General features: G+C 63.5%; 14 protein-coding genes. 4 read left to right on the top strand and 10 right to left on the bottom strand.

Annotation, left to right across the window (positions count from 1 at the left end):
- Positions 1 to 645: 645 nt before the first annotated feature.
- The 3 genes from BLV04_RS08565 to BLV04_RS08575 all read left to right on the top strand — a co-directional run bounded on the left by BLV04_RS08565 (position 646) and on the right by BLV04_RS08575 (position 8,133).
- Positions 646 to 5,274: a glycosyltransferase gene (locus BLV04_RS08565; protein WP_175534550.1), complete on the top strand. Its 4,629-nt coding sequence runs from the start codon at positions 646 to 648 to the stop codon at positions 5,272 to 5,274.
- Between the two features lie 59 nt (positions 5,275 to 5,333).
- A complete protein-coding gene (locus BLV04_RS08570) occupies positions 5,334 to 6,107 on the top strand; it encodes a hypothetical protein (RefSeq protein WP_093030060.1) in 774 nt (257 codons plus the stop codon).
- 82 nt (positions 6,108 to 6,189) lie between these two features.
- Positions 6,190 to 8,133 carry a glycosyltransferase gene (locus BLV04_RS08575; RefSeq protein ID WP_217633676.1) on the top strand — a complete coding sequence of 648 codons (1,944 nt, stop codon included), beginning with the start codon at positions 6,190 to 6,192 and terminating at the stop codon, positions 8,131 to 8,133.
- Between the two features lie 80 nt (positions 8,134 to 8,213).
- On the opposite strand, the gene BLV04_RS08580 is transcribed toward BLV04_RS08575, so the two are convergent.
- The 10 genes from BLV04_RS08580 to xrtH form a co-directional block, all read right to left on the bottom strand.
- The gene (locus BLV04_RS08580; RefSeq protein ID WP_139191886.1) at positions 8,214 to 8,876 is read right to left on the bottom strand and encodes a sulfotransferase; all 663 of its coding nucleotides are present in this window, start codon (positions 8,874 to 8,876) and stop codon (positions 8,214 to 8,216) included.
- 112 nt (positions 8,877 to 8,988) lie between these two features.
- Positions 8,989 to 9,627 carry a class I SAM-dependent methyltransferase gene (locus tag BLV04_RS08585; RefSeq protein WP_093030066.1) on the bottom strand — a complete coding sequence of 213 codons (639 nt, stop codon included), beginning with the start codon at positions 9,625 to 9,627 and terminating at the stop codon, positions 8,989 to 8,991.
- A gap of 80 nt (positions 9,628 to 9,707) precedes the next feature.
- Entirely contained in the window at positions 9,708 to 10,814 is a 1,107-nt protein-coding gene (locus BLV04_RS08590; protein ID WP_093030068.1) for an acyltransferase family protein, read from the bottom strand.
- Positions 10,815 to 10,982: 168 nt separating this feature from the next.
- Positions 10,983 to 12,158 (bottom strand): glycosyltransferase, encoded by a 1,176-nt coding sequence (locus tag BLV04_RS08595; RefSeq protein WP_093030070.1) that lies wholly within the window; start codon positions 12,156 to 12,158, stop codon positions 10,983 to 10,985.
- A 118-nt stretch (positions 12,159 to 12,276) separates the two neighbouring features.
- A complete protein-coding gene (locus BLV04_RS08600) occupies positions 12,277 to 14,064 on the bottom strand; it encodes a beta propeller repeat protein (protein ID WP_093030072.1) in 1,788 nt (595 codons plus the stop codon).
- A gap of 234 nt (positions 14,065 to 14,298) precedes the next feature.
- The gene (locus tag BLV04_RS08605) at positions 14,299 to 15,345 is read right to left on the bottom strand and encodes a hypothetical protein (RefSeq protein ID WP_093030074.1); all 1,047 of its coding nucleotides are present in this window, start codon (positions 15,343 to 15,345) and stop codon (positions 14,299 to 14,301) included.
- Positions 15,346 to 15,801: 456 nt separating this feature from the next.
- A complete protein-coding gene (locus tag BLV04_RS08610; protein ID WP_139191888.1) occupies positions 15,802 to 18,246 on the bottom strand; it encodes a tetratricopeptide repeat protein in 2,445 nt (814 codons plus the stop codon).
- Positions 18,243 to 20,621: an O-linked N-acetylglucosamine transferase, SPINDLY family protein gene (locus tag BLV04_RS08615; RefSeq protein ID WP_093030078.1), complete on the bottom strand. Its 2,379-nt coding sequence runs from the start codon at positions 20,619 to 20,621 to the stop codon at positions 18,243 to 18,245. Before BLV04_RS08615 ends, BLV04_RS08610 begins: the two co-directional genes overlap by 4 nt.
- Before the next feature lie 12 nt (positions 20,622 to 20,633).
- Positions 20,634 to 21,263, bottom strand: a complete 630-nt coding sequence (locus tag BLV04_RS08620; protein WP_093030341.1) for an exosortase H-associated membrane protein — start codon at positions 21,261 to 21,263, stop codon at positions 20,634 to 20,636.
- Positions 21,250 to 21,906, bottom strand: coding sequence for an exosortase H (xrtH, locus tag BLV04_RS08625; RefSeq protein ID WP_093030080.1), 657 nt, complete (start codon positions 21,904 to 21,906; stop codon positions 21,250 to 21,252). The genes BLV04_RS08620 and xrtH overlap by 14 nt, the downstream gene beginning before the upstream one ends.
- Positions 21,907 to 22,027: 121 nt before the next feature.
- Between xrtH and BLV04_RS08630 the strand changes: the two genes are divergently transcribed.
- Entirely contained in the window at positions 22,028 to 24,499 is a 2,472-nt protein-coding gene (locus tag BLV04_RS08630; protein WP_093030082.1) for a YfhO family protein, read from the top strand.
- The last annotated feature ends 36 nt before the right edge of the window (positions 24,500 to 24,535 follow it).

The raw sequence follows: 24,535 nt of genomic DNA on the forward strand, positions 1-24,535 counted from the left end.
TTTCATGTCGACGAGAAAACGAAAACGGTTAGGGCTTAACTCAAGAAATGATCGGATCCCGAACCGCATCGATGCTCCCGCGCGGCTGCTGTATCCGCTTCGGTCGAACGATTCCGAACGAACGGGAGCTGCGGGCACCGGCGACTGCCGAGGCCGAAACAAGTGGAAAAGGGATCGGCCCGAGGACGCGGAGATCACTTGCCGAAGCCCCGGTATCTTAACAGCAGGGGTGAGACAAACCAGCATTGATCTTGCCCCCTGTTGCCCCGTCACCCAAGGCCGCGGGCAGCGTTCCCTTCGGCCGAGGTCGCCGACAGGTTCCGCCGTCGGCGATTAGCACCCGGAAGCGGTTCTCACGTATCATCCTCGCTGGCGGCTTATGCGACCTCAGTCACGCCGCCTAGCTCGAGACCGCCTGGACGCTCCCGGTCCCGGAGCGCAGCGGCGGCGAGAAGAACCATACACCCGGTGAATCGACACGGCCCAAAGGGGCCGACCGCCGGGCCCCATAAGCGAGTCGACCGAGATCAGCTGCCGAGCCCATTGACGCGGCTGAAACCAGCCTACTTGATCGCTCGAACACCCTCATTCTGTATGATGACGAACCTGCCTCAGGCCCTTTTTCCGGATTCATCGGCGGCAATCTTGGGCTCAGGCTCCGTACTCGTCGTCGCCGCTTCGCCCGGCGACGAGGTCTTCGGTTGCGGCGGCGCCTGTCGGCGACACTCCGAGGCGGGGGAGGACGTTCACGTCCTGGTCGTCACGGATGGCTATCACGGGGTTTCCGATCCGGTCGTACAGGCGGAGATGAGGCGCAACCTCGAGTCCGAATGTCACTCGGCCGCTCAAGTCCTTGAGTATCACAAGCCGTTGTTCTGGAAAGAATCACCAACGGCGATCGAGTATGGCGAAAGAATGGTGAGCCGACTCGCACAGCTCGTCGCCGAAACCGGAGCAAGGCTCGTGTACGCCCCATCCGTTTACGACCCGGATCCGACGCGGTCGGTGCTCGGCATGATCGCCCGCGAGGCGGTCCGTCGTATGTCGATCGACTGCGTGTTGGCGGTTTACGAGGTCGAGGTCCCGCTTCAACCAACCCATTTCCTCGATATCACGGACGTCTTCGATCTCAAGCAGGCCGCGATGGCGTGCTTCGTCTCGCGACCCGACATGCAGTCAAGGTGCGAGCAGATCGCCGCGCTGAATAGGCTACGTGCATACATGCTTCCCCAATCGGTCAAAGCCGCCGAGGGGCTCACGCTCGTTCGAGCCGAAGACCTATCCCGGCCGGTCGCAGGTACCTCGACTCGCCTGAAGAGCTGGACCGAATGTCCGTCGGACCGGCCCTTGGTTTCCGTCGTGATTCGGAGCGCAAATCGGCCCGAGCTAGCCGATGCCCTCGACTCCATCGCCACCCAGACCTACCGACACATCGAGGTCATCCTGGTCGATGTCGAGGGGCAAGGAACCCTGATGCCCGAGCCCTGGTGCGGACAATTTCCGTTGCGCACTGCATCGACCGGAGCGCATCTCGGCCGAGGTGCTGCCGCAAATGTCGGGATCATGGCCGCAACCGGGCACTATGTCGTTTTCTTGGACGACGACGACTGGTTTCTGCCGGACCATGTCGCCTGCCTCGTCGCGGCACTTCAGCGCTCCAACACGGCGCGTGTCGCCTATTGTGGAATCGAGTGCCGGAGGCGCAACGAGGCCGGCGATTGGGAGGTCGTTCACGTCTTCAACGAACCGCACGATGCAACGCGGCTCCTGATCGAGAACTACTTGCCCATCCACGCGGTTCTGTTCGAACGGTCTTTGGTCGACGATGAGTTGCGCTTCGAGGAAACCTTAAACGTTTACGAAGATTGGGATTTCTGGGTCCAGCTCAGCACGCGGTCCAATTTTGTCCACGTCGATCGGATTACAGCCGTCTACCGGATTGCATCGACAAGTGGTTTCGGCGTCCGCACGACCGACCCCGAGCTGCAAAGCAGTCTGGCGACGTTTTTTGCCCGCTGGCGCGCCCGCTGGTCGATTGAGCAGGTCATCGCGATCGCAGGCTATACCAAGCATCAAGTCGCGCGGGCCAGGGACGATTCGCGACAGTATCGTGCCGAGGTCCAGTCCGAGCTGGACAGCCTTCAGGCAAAAGTGGCGGCACAGGCCGCGCTCGAGCAGACGGTCGAAGAGTTGCAGGAAACGCTCAGGGCACGCGAGACGCGAATTGCCAACTTGGAGGTTGCAACCGACGGCCGGCTGACGAATCTGGGCCGATTATCCGCGGCGCTCGCGACCTGTCAGGCCCGCCTCGGCAAGCTCGAGGCCGACAACGCCGAACAGTCGGCACGCATCCATGACCTTTCCGACACCCTCTCGGATACTCTCGCCGACAACAAGAGGGCGATCACGGAGCTCCAAGCGTCGCTTCGTGCCTCGACGGCGCAACTTGTGTCGGCACGATCCGAGCTGGACTCGGGGCGCGAACGGATTCATGAGCTCAAAGGCATCCTGTCCGCATGCGATGCCAAGGGTGCAGGCCTCGAGCGCGCCCTCGCGGCAGCAAGGAACACGGCAAGCGCGACCGAAAGCCAAAGACAGAAGCTCCTAACCAGAGTGGCCGCCCTGCAGACCAGCGCCAGCTGGTCCCTGAACGGTCGGCTGATGCACCTCGAACAACGCCTTCCCGGATTGACCCGCGCGGCCTTCGCAGTGGCCCGAGCCACGTGGTGGACACTGACCCTGAGCTGGCGGCAGGCGCTGCGGCGACGTGCGCGGGCACGCCGCATTCTGGCATCCGGCTTATTCGACGAGACTTGGTACGCGCAGCGCTACCCGGATGTACTGCTCTGCGGCTATCGCCCGATCTTTCACTGGCTGGCCGTCGGAGCGCGCGAAGGCCGTGATCCGAATCCGCTCTTCGACGGAGCCTGGTATCTGGCCCGAAGCGCCGCGGGAAAGCAGACCGAGCCGGATCCGCTTTTCGATCCGCTTCTGGACTATCTTGACCATGGGGCTCGATCCGGCACAGATCCGCACCCATTGTTCGACTCGCGCTGGTACATCGAGAAAAACCCAGAGGTTGCAGATCGCGGGGCCAATCCGCTGGCTGATTTTATCCGCAACGGAACCCACGAGGACCGGGACCCGCACCCGCTCTTCGATGTCGACTGGTACCTCGCACAAAACCCGGATGTCGCGGCTGCCGGAATCAACCCCTTGGTCCATTTCATCGAGCAAGGCGCCGATGAAGGGCGTGATCCGCATCCGCTGTTCCGCATCGACTGGTATCGCGATCGAAATCCGGAGGTCGCCGCGGCCGGGGTCAATCCATTGATCCACTTCATCGCGGAAGGCGCTCTCAGCGGGTGTGATCCTCACCCCCTGTTTCGCATTCCCTGGTACTTCGAGCGAAATCCCGATGTCGGCACTGCCGGCGCCAACCCCCTGATCCATTTCGTCACGCGGGGAATGGCGCAGGGAATGGATCCACACGTCCTGTTCGATGGCGCTTGGTACCGCGCGACCAATCCCGACGTCGCACAGGCGGGCATCGCGCCCTTTATCCACTACGTCTGCCAAGGCTGGACCGAATCTCGGAACCCACATCCGCTGTTCGATATCACCTGGTATCTGGAGCACAATCCAGACGTGCGCGAGGCGGGAATCGACCCTTTCGCACACTATCTCGAGGCCGGTGCATTCGAGGGCCGCGACCCCTGCCCGCTCTTCGACACCGACTGGTATCGAAGCGAGAATCCGGACATCCTGGATGCCAACCCGCTGTATCACTATCTTACGGCGGGAGCGGCGGAAGGACGCCGACCTCACCCGCTCTTCGATTCCGCATGGTATTTGCGCGAGTATCCCGAGGTCGCCACCAGCGGACGCAATCCTCTGGTGGACTATCTCATCTTCGGCGCAGACGAGGGACGTAATCCCGGCCCGGAGTTCGACACCCTCTGGTATCGGACGACCTATCCCGACACCCGATGCATGAATCCTCTGGTCCACTATGTGATCGCGGGTGCAGCCGAAGGGCGTTTACCGCGTCCCGACGCAATCGAAACGGGTCGGGCCGACGGCACATCGGCTCGCGATACGCTCGCGATTGCCTCTCCGCCCGCGACTGGATCCGGCATTCATTGGCAGCATTACTGGGAAGCCCTGCTGCCGACGCAGGAGGTGTCTCCGCAACGCGTCCTCGTCATCGACTGGAAGCCCCCCACCCCGGATCGCGACTCCGGCTCCTACCGCATGCATATGATCCTGGAGCTCCTTCGCGAGGCCGATCAAGAGGTCGACTTCATCGCGGATCGCCCCGCCGAAGACACGAGCTACGCGCGCGCGCTCACGCGCAACGGGATCTCCGTCGTCGTCGGGCACGAAGCCGCAATCTCACATCTTCGCAGCAACGGTGGTCGATACCGCGCGGTTTGGATCTCTCGTCCCGAGCTTGCCGAGATCTATCTGCCGATCGTGCGCGCGTTCGCCGTCAAGGCGCGGGTCATCTACGATACCGTCGACCTTCACTGGATACGCTTCGAGCGGGGCATCCCGTTCGACGACCATCCGGAACGCCTGACGAACATGGCCGATCGCTATCGCAGGATCGAGTTGTCCAACGCGCAGGCGGCCGACCTCACCATCGCCATCACGCCCGAAGAGAAGCGAGCGCTTCTCGCGCAGGATCCACAGCTCCACGTGGAGATCCTTCCGAATGTACACCGGCTCTGCGCGTGCGTGACACCCGCCTCGGCGCGGCAGGATCTCTTCTTTATCGGCGGCTTCAGCCATAGACCGAACGTCGACGCCGTCATCTACTTCGTCCGCGACATCCTTCCGCTCATCCATGAACAACAAGCCGGGATCAGATTCAATATCATCGGCAGCGACATGCCCGAGGAGATCCATGCGCTCGCGTCCGCACTGGTGAATCCGGTCGGTTACGTGCCGGATGTCACGGCCTGGTTCGAGCAGAGCCGCGTCTTCGTCTCGCCGCTGCGACACGGTGCAGGCATGAAAGGTAAGATCGGGCAGAGCTTGAGCCACGGACTCCCGGTCGTCACCACTCGGATCGGCGCCGAGGGCATGGGCCTCACCAACGAGATCGATGCCCTGATTGCGGATGATCCGCGCAGGTTCGCGCAATCCGTGTTGCGGCTCTACACCGACGACTCGCTCTGGCACCGAATGTCGGCCGCCGGACAAGAGCTGATCGAGCGCCACTACTCGAAAGAGGCTGTTCTACCCATGCTGCTGCCCCTTGTGAGCTGAAGACGTCTTGACAATACCAACCCCTCATCATGCACAAGCCCATCACACCTCGGGGTTTCATGTCTGAGCCGAAAGACAACCGCGTTCTCGTCCTCGGCGTCTATCTGCCGTCCGTCGCGAACCACGCAGCACGGATCTCGGCAGATCTGCTCGCCGGGAACCAATGGCAGATCGATCTGCGATGGGCAGCTGTCGGCGAGGGAAACATCCCCGACGGACTTGGCGAGCTCACGGTTTTGAGGATGACCGAGCGGATGCCCAAATTCAGCATCCTCAATCGACTGCTTGCCGAGATCGACCTCTCCCCCTATCGATTCCTGGTCGTCGTCGACGACGACATCGAGCTGGAATCAGGCTTTCTCGACCGCTTCCTCGCCTATCAAACGGCACATAACCTGACCTTGGCACAGCCCGCTCGAACGCACGACAGCTACATCGATCACTATTTCGTGGCTCAACTCCTCGGGGTCGAGGCGCGGCAAACGCAATTCGTCGAGATCGGTCCGGTCTTCTCCCTGCGCCGCGATGGCTTTGCGCGCCTGCTCCCGTTCGACGAGGAAGCCCCGATGGGTTGGGGGCTCGATTTCGTTTGGCCCGTCCAGTTGGACGCGGGCGGTTGTCGCCTCGGCGTCATTGATGCCTCGCCCGTGCGGCATGCACTCCGTAAGCCTGTCACCACCTACGACTACACGGAAACGAGCGCCGCCATGGAGCGGTTTCTGAGCGATCGCGTGCATCTGAGTCATGCGGCGGCATTCGTCGCGCTCGAGACCTATCCGCTTCGCGAATCCGACCCCGCGCATGACGCCGGCCATCGACCGGGACCGCCTTGACGATCGCCTCATCCATCGGCACGCAGAGCGCGCATCGTATGCGCGATTTGCCACGGAAGCACACAATAAGGCACGAACGATCGTGACACAGCTTGCCCCATCTGTCCCGGAGCCGCTCATCAGTGCGGTCATCTGTACTTACAACCGAGCACCGCTGCTTCGGCAGGCGTTGGGCGCGCTCTGCGCGCAGACGATCGGACTTGATCGTTTCGAGGTCATCGTCGTCGACGACGGCTCGACCGACGATACGCGCGAGGTCGCCGAGCGTTTCTCCGGCGTGCTCCATCTGCGTTACGCCTATCAGGCGAATTCCGGGCTCGCCAGCGGCAAGAACCACGGCCTCTTCCTGTCGAGGGCGCCGATCGTCGCGTTTCTCGACGACGACGACGTCCTGGATCCGCATTGCCTCGAAGAGCACCACAAAACCCATGAGCGCTTTGCGCAACCCAGTTACGCGGTGCTGGGCTACACCGGACTGGCCGAAGAACCGGCGCGCTCGCCGCTGATGCGCTATGTCACGGATGTCGGCTGTCAGCTTTTTTCCTACCCGCACATCAAGCACGAGTCGATCCTGGACTTCAGCTATTTCTGGGGCGGTCGTTCATCGTGCAAACGCGGCTTTCTTCTCGAATACGGGGTTTTCAACCCGGTCTTTCGTTTCGGCGCGGAAGACATCGAGCTGGGTTTCCGGCTCGAGAAGGTCGGCCTTCGCGTCGTCTACAACGCAGCAGCCATCAGCTCCATGGTCCGAAGCCTCTCCTTCGAGGACTTTTGCAGACGTTGTCGCCTACAAGGCCAGTCCAATTGGGCATTCAGTCAACTGCATCCGGACCCGTCCGTTCAGGCGTGGGCTCAAATCGATCATGCGGAGCTTGAATGGGCGCAGATCGCCCCCCGATTCGACGATCTCATGAAGGCCGCGGGTAATCTGGATCGCTTTGCTCAAGCGCGCGCGCGGATGGACCTGCACATCGATCCGATCACGACGGAGCTTCTTCACCAGTTCTATGCGGCCGCTTTTCGAGCCAATCGCATCCAAGGCACAATCGAGCGCAAGCTCGGCACCCTGGCAGCGCAACCCACGGCCTTGCGGGAAACGCCGTCGAAAGACGCGCACGGCCGCCGCAGCGCAAGCCCGATCCTGTCGATCACGCATTGCGCAAGCCTCGATGAATACCGCGCATTCGCGTCGACCGCCGACCACTCGGACACCAAGCCGTCGGCGCTTGAAGCAGGCATCATCGACAGCGGCAAAGCCACCGAGATCGAGGGCTTTTGCCATGTCTGCGACAAGACCGTCAGGTTCAAGGTCGATTTCGCTCACGCCTATCTGCTCGACGGCAAGCTGACGCCGAACTGGCGTGAAACGGTGACCTGCCCGGGCTGCGGCCTGAACAACCGAATGCGAGGCGCCATCAACGTCTTCGAGCAGGAATGCCGGCCCGGACCACAAGCCGACATCTATATCACCGAGCAGGCGACCGGATTCCATGCGTTGCTGCGCAAACGCTATCCCCGCGTCATCGGCAGCGAGTTTCTCGGCAGCGACCGGCGCTCCGGATCGGTCGACGACCGCGGCATCCGCAACGAAGACGTCACTCGTCTGAGCTTCGCGGACGCCAGCTTCGACTACGTCCTCTCGTTCGACGTCCTTGAGCATGTGCCCGACTATCGCGCCGCCTTGGCCGAATTCCACCGCGTCCTGAGATCCGGCGGCAGACTTCTGCTGAGCGTACCTTTCCGACCGAACGCTCCCGAAACGCTGATCAGAGCGCGGATCCTCGAGGACGGATCGATCGAGCACCTCACCGAGCCCGAGTATCACGGCGATCCCCTGCGACCTGACGGATGCCTGGCGTTCTATCATTTCGGCTGGGATTTGATCGACGCCATCCGCGGTGCCGGATTCAGCAACCCATCAAGCGCCTTCTTTGGATCCTTTGAGCTCGGCCATCTCGGCTCGGCACAAATGTTATTTATGGGAAGAAAAGAGGAGGAGCCTTTCATCGCCGCCGCGAGGAGGTAAACAAGGGGTCCACTCAAGACGGGCGGCGGATGCCGATCACCTCGGAGACACGGCACCTCGTTGGCCCCGGAAGAGGCGTTTCAGTGGTTTAGGCGGTGCATAAGGACGTTCGAAACGGCCTGCACATCGAAGGGTTCACCCAGAAACGAGAACAGCGGCTCAAGCGCCATGGGATCGTTCTTGTACGCGTCGTACTCCAAAACGAAGCAGTCGTCCGGATGCTCCGATCGATAGGCATGAAAGACCTGATCCAGGCGATGGACCATGGATACGATCGGCGCGGGATCACCATCCGCGTGCCAGGCCGAACGCGCTACCGCGTCGGCGTCTCTCGTGTTGAAGATCAGCTTGCAGGGATGCAGTTCGGTCCGAATGAAATCCAAGAAGGACGCGAGGTTCTCCACCTCGAAAAAGCGGATTTCCTTGAATCCGACGACCCTGCAACCCTGCGGAGGACGTAAGACTTCGTCCCGAAACGTCTCGATCAAACGACGCGTATAGCGTTCGGGGTCGACGTCGCCGATCCCGTGCCAGGGGTGATTGCCGCACTGGCTGTTCTCCGAGTAAGTTACCTTGGCGTCGGCAAGCCTTATGGCACTCCAAAACAGCGGCAGAAGCGCCAAGTTGTTCTCCCCGCGAATACAATAGCCATCGATGGCGTTCAGAATCGCTTGAATCAAGGTCGAGCCCGAGCGGCCGTAGGTCACAATACATAGATACTGTAGAGAGGTTTCCGACATCATCGCTATTGATCCCGACGGTCAATGCAGGCGAACCAGACCGGCATTCCGGCGAGCCGGCGTATGCCCATTAAGAATCCGAGGCGGCACGGACGATCGGCAATAAGTCCAGCCGTTAGTCCGACGCTCGCTCCGACTGCTCCCGGCGTTTCAGAAATCCTTGGCCCAAGTGGTCTTCCCGCAGCGTCCCTTCGCCGCGACGCTCGTATGCGGCCCACTTTCGGGTTTTGCCCACGCATTGCCAGCGCGGATCTACATCAAGGAAATCAAGCAACAACTGAACGGCCGGCAAATGTATGTCGTCAATCACCAGCATTCCGCCGCGTCGCAGGCGTCCGGCACCATAGTACCAGTCGAGCATCGGGGTCGGAAAACCATGCCCGCCGTCGATGAAGAACAGATCCAGCTCGGTTGGTTGAAGGGTCGGCAGCACCTCGTCGCTAAAGCCCTGGATCAACGTCAAGCGATCGGTCGCAATTCCCCGCTCGCGGCAGTGCAACAACAAGCCATCGATCTCCGATGTCCAGGGCGCAACGCAGGTATGCTCGGCACCCAGCAGAACAAAGAGCATGGTCGACAAGCCAAGGCCGGTCTCCAGGGTTCGCGATCGAGGCTCGCAGTGATCCGCGATGAATTCGTAGCAGGGCCGATCGGTGCGCCACACCCCGCCTTCGGGGTTACCGAGCTCGGTATGGACCTGCGGCAGGTCGGCGAACAGCCGGTCGACGATCTCGGAGCGAGGCTGTTCGGGCATGGCGGCGTACCTGTTCGACTGCACGGATGACGGGGGAGGCTCGAGGCCAGCCGAACCGGCGGACCTCAACCCCGGACATGCTAAGCCGCGGCCTTCGGGGTGGCAAGGGTCGCGCGGCGCCACCGGCCACGCGACAGGTCCAGCAGCGGCTGCTCCACCCAGCGGTGCGCCAGGAGGCCGATCCCGAGAGCAACGACGAGGATGCCGCCCGTCATGAGGGGGGTCGGCACCAGACTCTGCGAGGCAAACGCCTTGAAGAGCACGAGCAAGACGAGGAAGTGCGAGAGATAGATGGAGTAGGAGGCGTTGCCGATCGCAACCAGCCATCGCGGCGTCATGGGGCCGCGGGCGCGCTCCAGCTCCACCGCCCCGTAGAGCATCACGGCGGCGGGCAGGCCGAACAAAAGAACGCGATTCCAGCTGTTGGCGTTCAGGGACACCCCGCCCAGGACAAACCACAGAAAGCCGCCGATCAGCAAGCACAGGCCCAGCAGCAGCACGGGCAAGGGCCGACGCAGAGGCGACCTCAGATAAAGCCAGGCAATGGCGGCGCCGAACAGGAACTCGAACGCGAGCGGGTGCATGGTCAGAAACAGCGCCTTGTGACAGAGCACATCGGGCGCCGAGTAACAAAATTGCTGCCCGATCAGCATGTAGAGCGCCCAGAGCAGCAGCGCCGGTATTCGCCAGCGCTGCGGCAGTAGAATCACGGCGGCGAAGACGAGATAGAAATAGATCTCGTACTTCAGCGTCCAGGACACCAGCACCAACGGTTCGGTCCAGGTCGGGATCAAGAAGAACGACTCGACCAGATGCGTGATCTTGCCGGGCGCCAGCCGCAGCCATGCGGGGGCGGTAAGATAGATGGCGAGGCTGATCAGAAACCAGACCCAATAGGTCGGATAGATCCGGGCCCAGCGATGATAGAGAAAGCGACCCGCGGCGCGGGCCGTCGCCGGATAGGCGTGTCCGATCAGGACCATGATGAAGCCGCTGATCACGAAGAAGAGATCCACGCCCGCATGCCCGATGTCCGCCCAGACCGGGAGGACGGGATCCGGCCTGTAGATGCGCTCGGCATCGCGCAGGTGCATGAACATCACCAACAGAACAGCGACTGCACGCAGGCCCTGGACATTGAGAACCTCCGCGGGCCGAGCTCGAACCGCCGGCTCGGCCGTGCTCATGGGTCAGGCCACATCCGGCGAGGTTGGATCGCAGAATCGACAGAGCGTAAGAATAAGCGCCGTAGGGTGGACAAGCGCAGCGCAGTCCACCAACGCCGGAGCTGGGTTCGGTGGACTTCGCTCTCGCTCGTCCACCCTACGGACGGCTGGCGGCTCGACATCGAAAGCTCAGGTCTCGCCGGCGGGCCGAGGCGGGCGACCTTGCAGCAAATCCCGGAAGGCGTTCTGATAGCCCTCGGCCATCCGTGCGAGCGAGAGCTCCTCGGCGCGCTCCAGTCCCAGTACACCGAGACACTCACGCCGCCCTGGATCGGCGAGCAGGCCCGCGATTCCGTCGGCCAGCGCGCCGGCGTCTCCGGGCGGCACCAAGACCCCGAATCGACCCGCACCGAGCACCTCGCGGGGCCCGGACGGACAGTCCGTCGCCAGCACCGACGTGCCGCACGCCATGGCTTCGAGCATGGTGTAGCCGAATCCCTCGAACTGACAGGTGTGCACGTACAGATCCGCGCGCCGCATATAGGGAAAGACGTTCTCGCGGTGACCCACGAAGGCGACCCGATCGGCCAGCCCCCAATCCTTGATCCGCTGCTCCAACGGCAGACGTTCCGGGCCGTCGCCGACGACCGCGAGTGTGCAGGGATGGGTCTGCTGCAAGCGCCGAAACGCCTCGATCAGCAGGTGCACATCCTTCTCGATCGACAGACGCGCGGCCACGCACAGCAGCGGCAGCTCCGTCGGCAGATGCTCCAGACCGACGACCGGCTCGGCCGCCGCGGCACGCACGGCCGCGCCGTCGATGCCGTTGGGGATCACCAGGGTGCGCGAGCGCGGCCCGAGAAAATGCCGGCAGGTGTCGTCCGCAGTACCCTGCGACGGCACCAAAACGCGATCGGCCGCGCGCGCGGCAAGACCGATCGCCACGCGCAGAAACGCCAGCCGCCGAAAGCCGTGCTCGTAACGGCGGATGTACTCGAAGATGGGACCGCGAAAGCTCGCGGCCGTGCGCGGGCGATGGCTGGAGCGACGCGCACCCAAGGCGATCAGAGCCCCGGAGTAATGCATCATGCCGAGCGCGATGTCCGGCCGCACCCGATCGATCAGCTCGGCACCGGCCCGAATGTCCAGACGCAGGCTGTCGGGCGTGCCGAACCAGCCGTGCCGGATCAAGGACGCGGTGTCGACGAAGTCGTCGTAGACATCCGGCATGAAGGCGCGCAAGGCCAGCGGCGCGGCGAGCGTGATATGGGTCACGACATCGCGGTCGAGATGGCTCAGAAGATTGCGCGTCGTGCGCTCGGCGCCGCCGAAGACGTTCGCCTGGTGGAGGATCAGCAATCGCATGCGAAGATCTCTCGGTGGGCCGGGCTTCAGCCCGACGACGGCGAGCGTCGGCCCGTCAAGGACAGGGACCGAGGCTCGCCGAAACGTGCGAGTCGGACTGAAGCCAACCCACAGGGGCTCAGTAGGGTGTGAAACGCGCCTCTTGGCCGTCGCTGTAGTACTCGCGATACCAGGCGTCGTCGACCCAGACCCAGACCTCCGGGATCGCGATCTCTTCTTCGGGCCGGGAGATGATCTCGCCTGTTTTGGCGCGAAACGGCGGAATCGATGCCCGCACGCGGGTCTTCACCTCGGCCCTTGCCCCGTCGACCTTGACCTCGTCGATCTTGAAATCCGCGTAGAGGATCCGACCCATGTTGGACTTGTAGGTCTGATCGGCATGGCGAGCCCGGAAGAATGGGTCCTGCATCGCATAGGTGGTGTCGAAATCCTTCTCGAGCATCGCCTTCCAGAAGGCTTGGATCCGTTCGCGCAGGGCCGCTTCCGAGCGTGGATCCGTGGCTGCGTCCGCCCCGGCAGCCTCGGGCGCCGGAGCCGACTTCTCGGCCGCTGCAAGCTCGCCCAGATCCTCGGCCGTAAAGCTCAGACGCACCAATGACTTGAAGGCCAGCTTGTCGCTCGTCGCCTGCTCGGCGATCAGCTCGAAACGGTCGCCGTGACGATAGAGCCCATTGCGCCGGGACGTCAGAGTCAGGTTCGTCTCGGGGCTGTGCGGCAGAGGCACGTTATTCAGTGCCCAGGTCGCGCCGTAGTCGGTCGAGAAGGCGGCATAGACACGCCCGCGGATCTCGCGCCAATCCTCCCACACCAGCAGCACCTCGCCGGGCTTGGCGCCGAAGGCCAAGGAGGGGTAGCGGGCCTGGAACTCGCCGGCGAGTGCGGCCGGACGCAGAGACTCGGCCGCGCTCCAGGTGGTGCCGCGATCAAGCGAGCGGATCAGCTTGATGTCGTGTTTGCCCAAGACATCCTCGACGCGCTGCCGTGCGGTCGCCGCGATCAGGATATGGCCCGCATCGTCCGCGATGACGTCCAGACTGGCCATATCGAATCCGCGCAAGTCATCGAATGCAAAGGCGGTCCAGGTCTTGCCTTCGTCGTCCGTGTAGGCGCCCTCGAGCAGGAACTCGGTCCGGGTCGGTCCATACTGGGAGAGCCAGACGGCAAACCAGCGGTTGCCGCTGCGGAAGGCCCGAAAGATCGGGGTGATGCCGGGTACTTCCGCGACCGAGAGGGTCTCGCCGAAGGCATCGGCACCGGCCGGGCGGAACCGCGCAGCGATCCGCTGCGGCGTCTCGTTGGCCAGCCAACTGAAGACCATGACCGCACCGCTCGGGTCGGTGGCCCACACCGGGTAGATGCCAGGCAAGACACGCTCGGTGGGCGACAGGGCCTCGCTTGGGGTCTCCGTCTCGGCGAGATCCATCGAGCGATAATAGAGGTTGTAGCGGTCGCTGCTGCCCTCGACGGGCGCCTCGCCATACCAGAGCGCATGCAGACGCCCCCCCGCCACGGCGGACTCGAAGCGCACGAGCGGCTGAGTGGTGCCGGCCAGCTCGACCGCGGGGCGCTGCGGCTGGTCGGCGCGCGCGACATAGAGCCCCTTCTCGGGCACCTTGTCGCGCCACAGCAGCGCGGCGCCTTGATCCAGCGCCGCCATAGCCAATCCCGAGGGCGCCTGGCCGCGTCCTTCGGGGACGATGAGCCGATGCTGTCCGTCGGGTTGACGCAGCCGCAGCAACCTGGAGGTGTCGTAATAGGCCAACCAGAGCTTCCCCTCGCCGTCCAGGCGCGCATCCCAATCACCCGACGTTGTCATCTCCGCCGTCGTCATCGGCTCGGGAGCGGTGACCGCCGCGCCGGCCGCCATGCTCGCCAAGACCGCAAGGGTGGTGGACAGCAGAGACATCGGCCACGTCCGTCGGCGCGCTCGGACCTCGATCGTCATTAGGCACTCCTTACACAGCATTGAAATCATTCGGGGTTGGAATCAGTCAGGCAGGATCTCAAACCGGACATCGGCACACAAGTTACAGGACCGACATGTTACCGGAAAAACAAAAGCCGCCCGAAGGCGGCTTTTGAACGCCCCCGAATGGGGGCAAATTCCGACACCGATCCGTGAGGACCGGCGCATGGAACTTTAGTCGACGTCAGACGGACGGATCGTGAAGGCGTTGTTGAAGACGCCGATCATGGGCTCGTCGTCGAAGACCTCGACCCCGTATTCCAGCTTGATCACGACAGCAGCCTCGTTGCAGGATTCGATGGAGGAGGAGCCGCAAGTCGAAGCAGTCGGCGAGCCGACGTAGTTCCACAGGTTGCCCCAGCCGCCATCCGGCACTTCCTCAAGGGCGCCTGCGGTCAGGAGGTCTTCGGCATTGATACGACCGACGCATTGCACAGTCCGCGGAACCGTGCCGGAGACCTGCGACTCGTCGCGATCGAACAGAACGTAGCTGTTTCCGCCGGACAAATCGCCAAGCTTGATCGAAGCAACGCCGTCGCCGTCAGTCATGTCCGTGTCGACCGGCGTGACCATGAAGGCGGTCGTAATCTGGTCGAAGGGCATGATCGCGACTTGAGCCGGGCTTCTGGACGCCGCAAAGCCGTAGTCAAACTCAGGCGCGCCGGCAGTCACTTCACCAGGAGCGGAATAGGCCTCGTAGCCCCAAGTCGCGCCATTGGCGAACTCGAACACGAATGCCTCGCCGGTTACGGTCAACGTGCCGGATTCGGCATTGTCGACGAGCAAGTAACCACGCATGGGAGCGCGGTTCTGGCCCAGAGCATAGCTCTGGTTCGGAGCCATCCAGTCGTTGTAGAAGCTGGGATCGTTGAAGAGGACGCCCAGGGTGTCGGCACCGAAAACGCCGCCCAGGTCGATGGTCTGGATGTCGTTGTAGCTGGTCGAGCGGTAGACGTTGACCTCGTCGCACGCGCTCGTGTTGTCGGCCGCATCCTTGTAGAAGAGGCGGTAGTGCAGGTTGGTACCCTCGTCGTCGCCGTTCGGGAAGTAATTATTGTCCCCGGTGTTGATGACGCTGACGATGGTGGTAACCGTCGGGCTGACGACCACATGCGGGAAGAAGGCGCTGTCGGCATTGGCGGACTGCATCGGGGCCAGGGCGGCGACCGAAGCACCAAGGGCGATCGCGATCGCGGATGAGAGTTTTTGCTTGGCAAACATTGCTGAGATTCTCCTGTTGTTCACACGTTGTCAAACGGCGTAACTGCTGTATTGCCTGTCGTCGAGGGACCACCCGCGGAAGTGTGACTTGGACCCGGCATCCTCGGCCTAAGAGCGGTACCGCGCCACGTCCGTTGCTTGCGGTTCGTGACTGAGTTTACACCACAGGTTGTTGTTGTCAACCCACAGACACGGAATTGTCTGCCCGCCCCGCAGTTATGCGGGTTCGGCGAGCCGATTCAGATCGATAGGAGGGATTGCAAAGCTGACAGGAAATGACCGATTGTCTCCGTTGCGCAACAATTGGACAAAACACGTCAATCTCGTCGTCCCCTACCCTGTCGCCGCCCGACCTCGCGATTCACTCTCGCCAAGGCGCCCGAGTTGCGCCTTTCGATGATAGCAGGTGTACAGCCCGAGTCCAACGACGCGGGCGGCGCGATGGCGGCAAGCGGCTCATCGGTGCCGGGGCAGCTCCGGGGGCGCGTCGTCTGCACCGGGAGCCACAGTCGCAACGCTCGCCGCGGCGCGCCGGTCGACCCACATCCCGCGCAGGGCCGCCTCCAGATCTCGGGCAAACCGCGGCGCATCCATCAGGGCCGAGGCTTCGAGCCGCGCGCGCAAGCCGGCGCGCAATGCCTTTAGGGAGTCGAGCGCAGCGGCATGGCGAGCCGCTTTATCCAGATAATCCGTCTCGTCTGAGGCAACCCAATCCTCCAGGCCCAAGGCGCGGAGCATTCCTTCCCCCTGCCGCGAGAGGAGACGATCGCCCGCCAGCGTCAAGACGGGCACGCCCATCCAGAGCGCTTCGATGCTGGTGGTGCCGCCCGTGTAAGGGAAGGGATCGAGTGCGATGTCGACGCGGGCATAGGCGCCGAGATACTCCGCGTAGGGGGATCCGCCTTCCAGGATGAGTCGCTCCGGATCGAGACCGGCATCGCGAAAGCGGCGGCGGATCGCCTCGCGCACCGGCTCGGACGCGAGTGCCGCGGTCTTGAGAAAGAGCCGCGAACCCGCGACCGCTTCGAGCACACGTGACCACAGATGCAGCACCCGATCGTCGAGCTTGCGCAGGTTGTTGAAGCAGCCGAAGGTGATCGGCCCGGAGCGGCCTGTCGGCAAATAGGCCGGCAGGGGCGCGACCTCCACATCCGCATCCGGCCGGGAGAAACACAGTCGGGTGCTGGGCAGGCGCCAGATCCGCTCGACGAACTCGCACTCCTCCTGCGGCGGCACGTCCAACGGGCCGGCCAAGAGATAGTCGATGCGCGACAGACCCGTGGTCCCGAAATAACCGAGCCAAGTGACCTGTACGGGCGCAGGACGGCGCGCGAAGACCCCGAGACGGTTCTTGCCGGTGTGGCCCGAGAGGTCGACCAGGATATCGATGCGGTCGGCGCGGATGCGCGCACTCGCCTCCTCGTCGTTCAGACCGGGGATCGGCGTCCAGTGAGGGAAGGCCGTGCGGATGCGTTGCGTGAGGGCGTCGGCTTGACGGGTGGTGGGATAGGCGAACAGCTCGAGCCCGTCGGAACGGGCGAGCGCCTCGGCAACCGTGCAGAAAAAACGCCCGACCGGGTGAGTGCGCAGATCGCCGGACACGAAGCCGACGCGCAGACGCCGAGCGGGATCGGGCGTGTCGGGCCAAGTGACCGGCCCGGGCAGATCCGTCTCGAGGAGCTCGCCGAAGCGCCGGGCGCGCGCGCAGATCCCGGCTTGGGTCTCCGAGCCCAGATAGTTCTTCAGGAAGATGAGACTGCCCTGGACCCCGAGATCGTCCGGTGCGCCGGCGAGGACCCGCTCGAAGTGCGCGACCGCCTCCGCGTGCTTGCCTTCGAGCAGACAGAGCTCGCCGAGCTCGCGCTGCGCCGCCGCGTGATCGGGCAGCGCGTCGAGCAGGCGCAGCAGCACCTTGCGGGCGAAGGCGAGACTGCCGATCCCCTTGGCCGCGCGCCCGAGATTGAGCACGAAGGACGGCTCGTCCGAACGCAGGCGCACGGCCTGGAAGGCGTACTGATACGCCTCGATGTCGCGCTGTTGGGCGATGGCGGCATCGGCCGCGTTGTTCCAGGTCTCGGGCCGCAGGGGATCGAGCGCGAGGGCTTGCTCGAAGGCATTTCTGACGCCCGCGAGGTCGTCGAGCCGGCCGAGCGCGATGCTCAGATGGTCCTGGATCTCCGAGCGACCGGGGAGCAGCCTGCCGGCCCGCCGCAGATCGCTCACCGCCGGATCGAGCCGGCCGATGGCCATCAGCGCGACGCCGCGCAGGTGCATGCCTTCACCCCAGTCCGGGTGCGCCTCGAGCAGGGCATCCAGATCGGCGATCAGGGTGTGCCACTTGCCGTCGCGATGATTCGCCAAGGCCCGAGCGAAGGGGACGCGCAGTGCGGCATGGACCGGCGTCTCGGTCTGCAAGGTCAAGGACGGGTCAGGCGGCTCATGCTTCGGGTCGGGGAGGACAGGCGCGGGGAGACCCAAGGTCGCGGGATCCGCGCCGTCGCGGCAGCGTGTCAGGCGGTCTCGCCAAGCCGCCGTGTCGATCGGGATGTGCCGGGCCTCGACATCGGCCAGGAGCATCTCGGCGTCGTCGAGGCGCCCGGAGCGCAACAGCGCGTAAAGAAGCGCCTCGCCGGCGGGCACCGAATCCGGCCGGAGCATCATGGCCCGCCGCAGGAAGGGGATCGAGATCAGGCCCATGCCTTTGTCGATATTGGCGACCCCGAGGCACAGAGCGGCAAATACGCGATTCGGACGTGCCCGCAGCGCCTCGGTGAAGTGCACGATGGCCTGATCGAGCTCGCCGCGACGGTGGGCGGCGATGCCGAGTGCCAGGGGATCCGGCGGGGGGCTCGGCGCGGGCGCGCCGTCGGCGGGCGTCCAAGTAAAGGAGTAATTGATCATGGCGTCGGTCCGGTCGGAGAACCGCGGAGCTGCGCCGGCGGCAGCCCCTCGCACCGGCGGGCCCACATCTGTCGATAAAGATCCTCCAGGGCGCGGGCGAATCGCTCGGAGTCGAAGAGCGGTGCGGTGGCGCGGGCGTCGAGCAGGCGCCGTCTGATGTCCGCAAGCGCGTGCGGCGCGCCGGCCAGGCGGCGCGCGCGGTCGAGATAGTCCCGCGCATCCGTGGCGATCAGCTCCGGCAGACCGGCCGCCGTCAAAAGGCTGGCCGCAACCCGCGAGGGAAAGGTCCGTCCCGGATAGGTCAAGACGGGCACACCCACGCTCAGTGCGTCGGATGCCGTGGTATGCGCGTTGTAGGGCTGGGTATCCAGAAAGAGATCGGCGAGCGCGACCCGCGCCAGGTGATCCGCATGCTCGGGGCACTTCGGCGCGAAGACCAGTCGCTCGGCCGGCAGGCCGCGTTCCGCCGCCTCGCGGAGGAGGTTCAGTCGCACCGGCTCATCCGGGGCATAGAGCCAAAGGACGGCGTCGGGGAGCTCCTTCAGCAGCGTGCACCAACCGTCGAAGACCTCCGGGGCGAGCTTGTAGGGGTTGTTGAAGCAGCAGAAGACGAGGCCCTTCTCGGGCAGGCCCGCTTCGGCCCGCGTCGGCGTCGGCCCGACCGGGCGCCGCATATCGACGGGTTGATAGCTGTCGGGGAGATAGGCCAGCGCCTCGTCGTACGCATCGGCCGACTCGGGCGGGGCCACGATCGGATCCGCGATCAAATAGTCGATGAAGGGCACACCCATGCTGCCGGGGAAGCCGAGCCAGCTCACCTGGATCGGCGCCGGTCGTTGGGCCAGGATCTCGGGCCGAGCATGACGGGTGTAGCCGTTGAGATCGACCAGGATGTCGATGCCGTCGTCGCGGATGCGTTGCGCGGCGGCCTCGTGGCTCAGATCGCGGAGCTCGGTGAAGTGCTCGAAGGCGGACAGGAGACGGCGGCGTATCGGACTGTCGTCCGCGGGCCCAATCGCATAGGCCGAGATCTCGAAGCGGTCTCGATCATGGTCCTCGAAGAGGGATGCCGTGAGAGACGCCACGGCGTGCCGGCGCAGATCCGAGGAGAGATAACCGATGCGCAGCCGTTCCCTGGGCGCGGGCCGGGCTGCACCGGATACCGCACCGCGGCGCTCGGTCCAAGCGCGAAACCGCGTCCCGTGGGCGCGCGCGACCGCGAGCAGGTCGGTCGGCGTCAGACCCGGTTGGGCGAGTGCGCTGAAGGGGCCTATGACCGAGCCATCGCCCGAGCGAATGCGCTCCGAGAGGGTCGACACCTGCGTCTCCCAGTCGCGCCAGTCACAGAGATAGCGCCGGTTGGAAATCAGAGCGCCCAAGAGGGCACGCGGCCGATCGCCGAATCGCGACCGACTGGCCTGGAGGACCTCGACCGCCTCGCCGCGCCGGCCCATCTCGGCAAGGAGCTCGGCGATCGTGAAGGCATGCCCCGGGGTCTCACCGCCGGCCGCGAGGGACTGCGTAGCCGCCACCAGTGCCGCTGGCCAATCGCCTTGGGCCAACCTTAGGGCGCAAACGGCCGACAGCAGCTCATGGGCAGGTACTGCGCCCGACGCCCGAGCTTGCTCGATCAAGGTCTCGGCCTGCTCCGGTCGATGCTCGGCCAGCCGCAGCAACGCCAGCGAGAGCAGTCCCCGCGGATGACCCGGACGGGCGCTCAGCAGGGCCTCGTACTCGGCGCCCGCGTCCTGGAGACGGTGACAGAGACGGTGGATGTTGCCGAGATTGAGCCTGACCTCATGCAGCTCGGGGTGACGGGCGAGCAGGTCCCGGCAGACCGACTCGGCTTGGGCATAGTCCTCCCGCTCGCGCAGAAGGTTGCCGAGGTTGACGTGCGCATCGACATAGCCGGGGGCCAACGCGATGGCCGTCCGATATGCCGCCTCGGCCTCGTCGAGGTTCCCGAGTGCACGCAGGGCGTTGCCGAGGTTGTAGTGCGGCGACGGATAGCGCGGGGCGAGCCGCGCCGCCTGCGCGTAGCAATCGCGAGCCTGCGCGGGATGGCCGCGCGCCATCAGGACGTTGCCCAGATTGTTGTGCGCATCGACATAGTCGGGGGCCGCGGCGATGCAGCGACGCAGGAGCGACTCCGCCTCGTCCATGCGGCCGGCTTGGGCCGCCAAGAGGCCGAGGATATGCAGCGCATCCGGCGCCGCGGGATCGCGTTCCAGGACCTTCTGCATGACGCGCCGGGCCTCGGCGTGGTGCCCGGCCTGAAATGCCGCGATGCCGCGTTGGAGTCTGGAGGCGGGCTTGACTGCATGCGGGGCGGACGGACGGCTCGGCTGTGTCGGCGAAATTCTGTTGTGCGTCATCCTCGATTCCTGTTATCGCGACGGCGGAGCGGGAGACCGGGCCGACGGCAGGTCGACCAAGGTCGAGACGAAACGGCGGAACTGCCACACCCACAGCAGAAGGGGGGACACCGCCGGCAGGATCAGGTAGCCGATCTGATAGGCGATGGCCGTGGCCTCGTAGCCGATCTGCGAGAAAGCAAGATGCTCGCGTGCATCCTCCCCGACATGGAAGACCAGGATCTTGAGCATGTCGGTCGAGACGCCGAAGGTCTGGACCAGCAGCAAGATCAGGAGGCCGATGATCCAAACCCAGAGCTTGTTGTACCCGTCGGCGGGCGCGGCGAGCACCAAGGCCGTGTAGAGAGGGATGTTGTATCCGTACTTCAGTGGATTGGTCTTGAAGAGGATCTCGACATCCGGCCCGCCGGGCACCTGCGGATTCGGCATGGTCAGCAGCGTGGTGACGAGCAGCTCGTTCCCGCTCGGGTGAACGGATGCGACGACGTCCGGGAAGAAGCCGGTCATCACCAGACTCACGAGCGAGGAGAGGGGCAACACGAACAGAATCGAGAAGAAGTACCAGACCGCGAAGCACACCGGCAGCCAAAGGAGCGTCGCGATCGAAAAGCGGGTGAGCGGACTCGGGCTAAGCAATGGCATGCGCGCCGGCTCCATGCGCTCGCTTCGAGATCCAGCGCAGCCAGATCAAAAAGACCAGCAGAACGTCGAGCATGATGAGGGCCTGCCACACGTAGAGGTGAGCCCACTCGAAGAAGTTCTTGTTCCACTGGCCCAAATAAAAGAGGCTGACGATGCGGACCAGATTGAGCGCTTGGACAGTGAACAACCCCACCCCGATGCCGATCGCGCGCTCGCGCCACGAGGCCGGAAAGGCGAGCATGGCAGCGACCAGCACGATCCCCGCCTCGACCCCGTTGCAACCGGCCTCGATGGAGACGGCGAATCCGGAGGCTTGATCCCAGATGACTTTTCCCTGAGCGCGAACCTGGTCGTCGAAGGTCTGCATGACCCATGCGCTGATGTCGGCGATCAGGGCGGTAAAGGGCAGGACAAAGGCGGCTTGCACCGGCGGCGTCAGCTCGGCAATCAGCAGCACCGTCACGATCAGGACGAACAGTAAGACGAAACGGAGCATGCGAATGGGCCGAGGGCTTGCGTGATGGCGGGGTGAGTCTAATGGGTTGGTGTCGGTTTTTTCAAGGACCGATAGACCAGCCGAGCCGATCACAAGCGCGAAAGTATCGGATTTCCAGTGACTTGACCGCCAGGGCAGCCAGAACACACAATTCGCGAATGATCGAAGGGGCCAAACGGAGCGGAAAGCTCGGCATCACGCGGTTGCCGATGCTGCATTTCGGCCGAGATCCCGGTCTGACTTACTCGACAAAAAATCGGTCTACCCTATGCCTTTGAACCAGGATACCGCTGCCGCTGCTCGCGACGTGCGCGCAATGGATTTGCCGGAGCGCTGGGCATTCCCCGTGACCGCGTTGTTGGTTATTGCACTGAGTTCCGCAATTTTTTGGGACTTCCTGACTTTTCAGAAGATCCTGCTTTACAAGGACATCGGCAGCGACACCCTAAACGGCGCCTACCCGCAGCTCATCCAGGCCGCCAGGTACCTCAACGACACGGGCCTGCCGGGGTGGTCGTTTCACCACGGACTTGGGCAGGGTATCTTTCCGGCTGGCCTGGAAAACCCTTTCAACTGGATCCTCTATTCGCTCGGCCCCGAACGGCTCGCGTACGGCCTCGGGTGGGTCGAGTGGAGCAAGCTTGTGGTTGCCGGTCTATTCTTTTACGCCTATCTGCATTGTCTTGGTATCTCCCCATGGGCGAGGTCAATCGGGACATTGCTGTTGGCATTCTCGGGGCTTTTTCTCCTGGGAACGACCTGGTGGGCGTACTCCTACACCCTTGTACTGGCAGCTCTCGCGCTGTGGTCGATCGAGCGCTATCTGAACAAGGGCAAATGGGGCATGGTTCCGCTGGCAACCGCCCTGCTCGCCGGGGCAAATTATTGGTTTTACGGTCTATTCTTCGCCACGTACGTCCTTGTTCGCCTGGTGGAGCAACGCCCTGCTTCGCCGAGCCCACTCCATCGGGCAGCGGTCTTGGCGGGACTCGCCCTGCTCGGTGTCCTGATCAGCTCCGCGTGGTTTCTGCCGATCGCAACGCAGATGATCGACGCCCCTCGGGTATCGGGCGACTCCAGCCTCGCTCGCCAGTTGTTCGCTTATCCATTGTTCCAACTGGAGGAGGGCCGACACTACTGGACCGCCGTTTACCGTGCCTTCTCGAACAACCTACTCGGAACCGGCTCCGCCTTCAACGGCTGGGGAAACTACTTGGAAGCGCCCGCCTTCTATGGTGGATTGCTGTCGCTGCTGCTCCTTCCCCAGGTTTTTGCACAACGCGGCAAACCCAGACCAACGTACATGATATGGCTGGGAGTCTGGGTATTCGCCGTGGCGTTCCCCTGGTTCAGATATGCGCTTAGCCTCTTCTCGGGGGATTACTATCGAACGGGATTATCTTTTTACTTTGCCTTTACGGTCAGCTATCTCGCCATTCGGGCACTTGACTCGATTTTCCGGCAGTCGCTGCTGTCGGCATGGCTGCTCATACTCACCCTGATCGGCCTGCTTAGCTTGCTGCTTTGGCCTTTCGCCGAGCCGAAACCCGAGTTCAGCCTGAGCGTAGTGCTTGGCATCCTACTGGTGGTGCAAACAGCCCTCTTATTGCTTGCCGCGAGATCACCGCGACCCGGACTGTGGCTTGCCGCACTCCTGGCTGTCGTTTGCGTTGAATTGGGCTATCAAGGATATGTAGGCGTCAATCATCGTGACGTCGTCAGCTCGGAAGAGCTCGTAAGATCCGGGTATAACGATGAGACGCCGGAGGCCCTTGATGACTTGAGACACCGGGATGATGGGCTCTATCGCATTGAAAAGACGTATAGCTCGTCGCCTGCGATGCATTTCGGCATCAACGACGCACTCGTTCAGGATTACTACAGCTCACCTTCCTACTCATCCTTCAACCACGGAAACTATATCCGGTTTCTGGCTGCGGTCGCCGTACTCGATCCTGCGGTTGAAGCAAGCACCCGATGGGCAAAGGGCGTCACCTCGCGCCCCCTACTGCAAGGACTGCTTGGAACCAAATATCTTCTCGTACGGGATTCGCCGGGAAGCGCGCCGATTCATGTACCTAAAGATCTATTCACCAAGGTGAAGCGATTTGACTCCGTAACCCTCTATCAAAACCGGGCATATGTGCCTTTTGGAGCGACCTACGACAGCTTCATGTTGCGCTCGGACTTCGATCGGCTCTCCGTCAACATGAAAACGCTTGCAATGCTGCGCGCAGCGGTTGTAGAGGATGACGATGCGGACGCACTGCAGGGCATGTCGCAGCTCACGATGCCAACGGAGCCATCGAAGCCTACCCCCGACATGGAGGGCTACCTTGCACGAGCTCGGCGACTCGCGGAGAACAACGTCTTTGCGATCAGCGAGTTTTCTGCCAATCGAATCTACGGTACGGTCTCGGCACCGGAGCCGCGCATACTCTTCCTGCCGATGCCGCTCGACTCCGGCTGGAGTGCGAGGGTCGACGGTGTACGTCGACAGATGATCATGCTACACGGAGGGTTGACCGGGCTCGTACTGGAGGCTGGCGCTCATCGTGTCGAGCTAGCGTATCGCACACCGACACTGCTGATCGGACTTCTGGGCACTGGCGCGGGGATTGTGATCTATCTGGTACTTGTCATGCGCGCGACGCCTTGGGCAGGAAGGGCTCGACCGGCTGCCGAGTCCGATGGTCATGACGATGCAGGCTCGGCGATGAGGACCGGAGAGGCAACCTGAACGATCAACGCCGTCCGACCCCGGACGTGCGGCTGC

Origin of the sequence: Thiocapsa roseopersicina (assembly GCF_900106925.1) — a bacterium.
GTDB lineage: Bacteria > Pseudomonadota > Gammaproteobacteria > Chromatiales > Chromatiaceae > Thiocapsa > Thiocapsa roseopersicina.

Excerpts from the sequence above, each read along its gene's own strand:
- BLV04_RS08570 (WP_093030060.1), top strand. The coding sequence starts at position 5,334 with ATGTCTGAGCCGAAAGACAACCGCGTTCTCGTCCTCGGCGTCTATCTG.
- BLV04_RS08580 (WP_139191886.1), bottom strand. The coding sequence starts at position 8,876 with ATGATGTCGGAAACCTCTCTACAGTATCTATGTATTGTGACCTACGGC.
- BLV04_RS08585 (WP_093030066.1), bottom strand. The coding sequence starts at position 9,627 with ATGCCCGAACAGCCTCGCTCCGAGATCGTCGACCGGCTGTTCGCCGAC.
- BLV04_RS08590 (WP_093030068.1), bottom strand. The coding sequence starts at position 10,814 with ATGAGCACGGCCGAGCCGGCGGTTCGAGCTCGGCCCGCGGAGGTTCTC.
- BLV04_RS08595 (WP_093030070.1), bottom strand. The coding sequence starts at position 12,158 with ATGCGATTGCTGATCCTCCACCAGGCGAACGTCTTCGGCGGCGCCGAG.
- BLV04_RS08600 (WP_093030072.1), bottom strand. The coding sequence starts at position 14,064 with ATGTCTCTGCTGTCCACCACCCTTGCGGTCTTGGCGAGCATGGCGGCC.
- BLV04_RS08605 (WP_093030074.1), bottom strand. The coding sequence starts at position 15,345 with ATGTTTGCCAAGCAAAAACTCTCATCCGCGATCGCGATCGCCCTTGGT.
- BLV04_RS08610 (WP_139191888.1), bottom strand. The coding sequence starts at position 18,246 with ATGATCAATTACTCCTTTACTTGGACGCCCGCCGACGGCGCGCCCGCG.
- BLV04_RS08615 (WP_093030078.1), bottom strand. The coding sequence starts at position 20,621 with ATGACGCACAACAGAATTTCGCCGACACAGCCGAGCCGTCCGTCCGCC.
- BLV04_RS08620 (WP_093030341.1), bottom strand. The coding sequence starts at position 21,263 with ATGCCATTGCTTAGCCCGAGTCCGCTCACCCGCTTTTCGATCGCGACG.
- BLV04_RS08630 (WP_093030082.1), top strand. The coding sequence starts at position 22,028 with ATGCCTTTGAACCAGGATACCGCTGCCGCTGCTCGCGACGTGCGCGCA.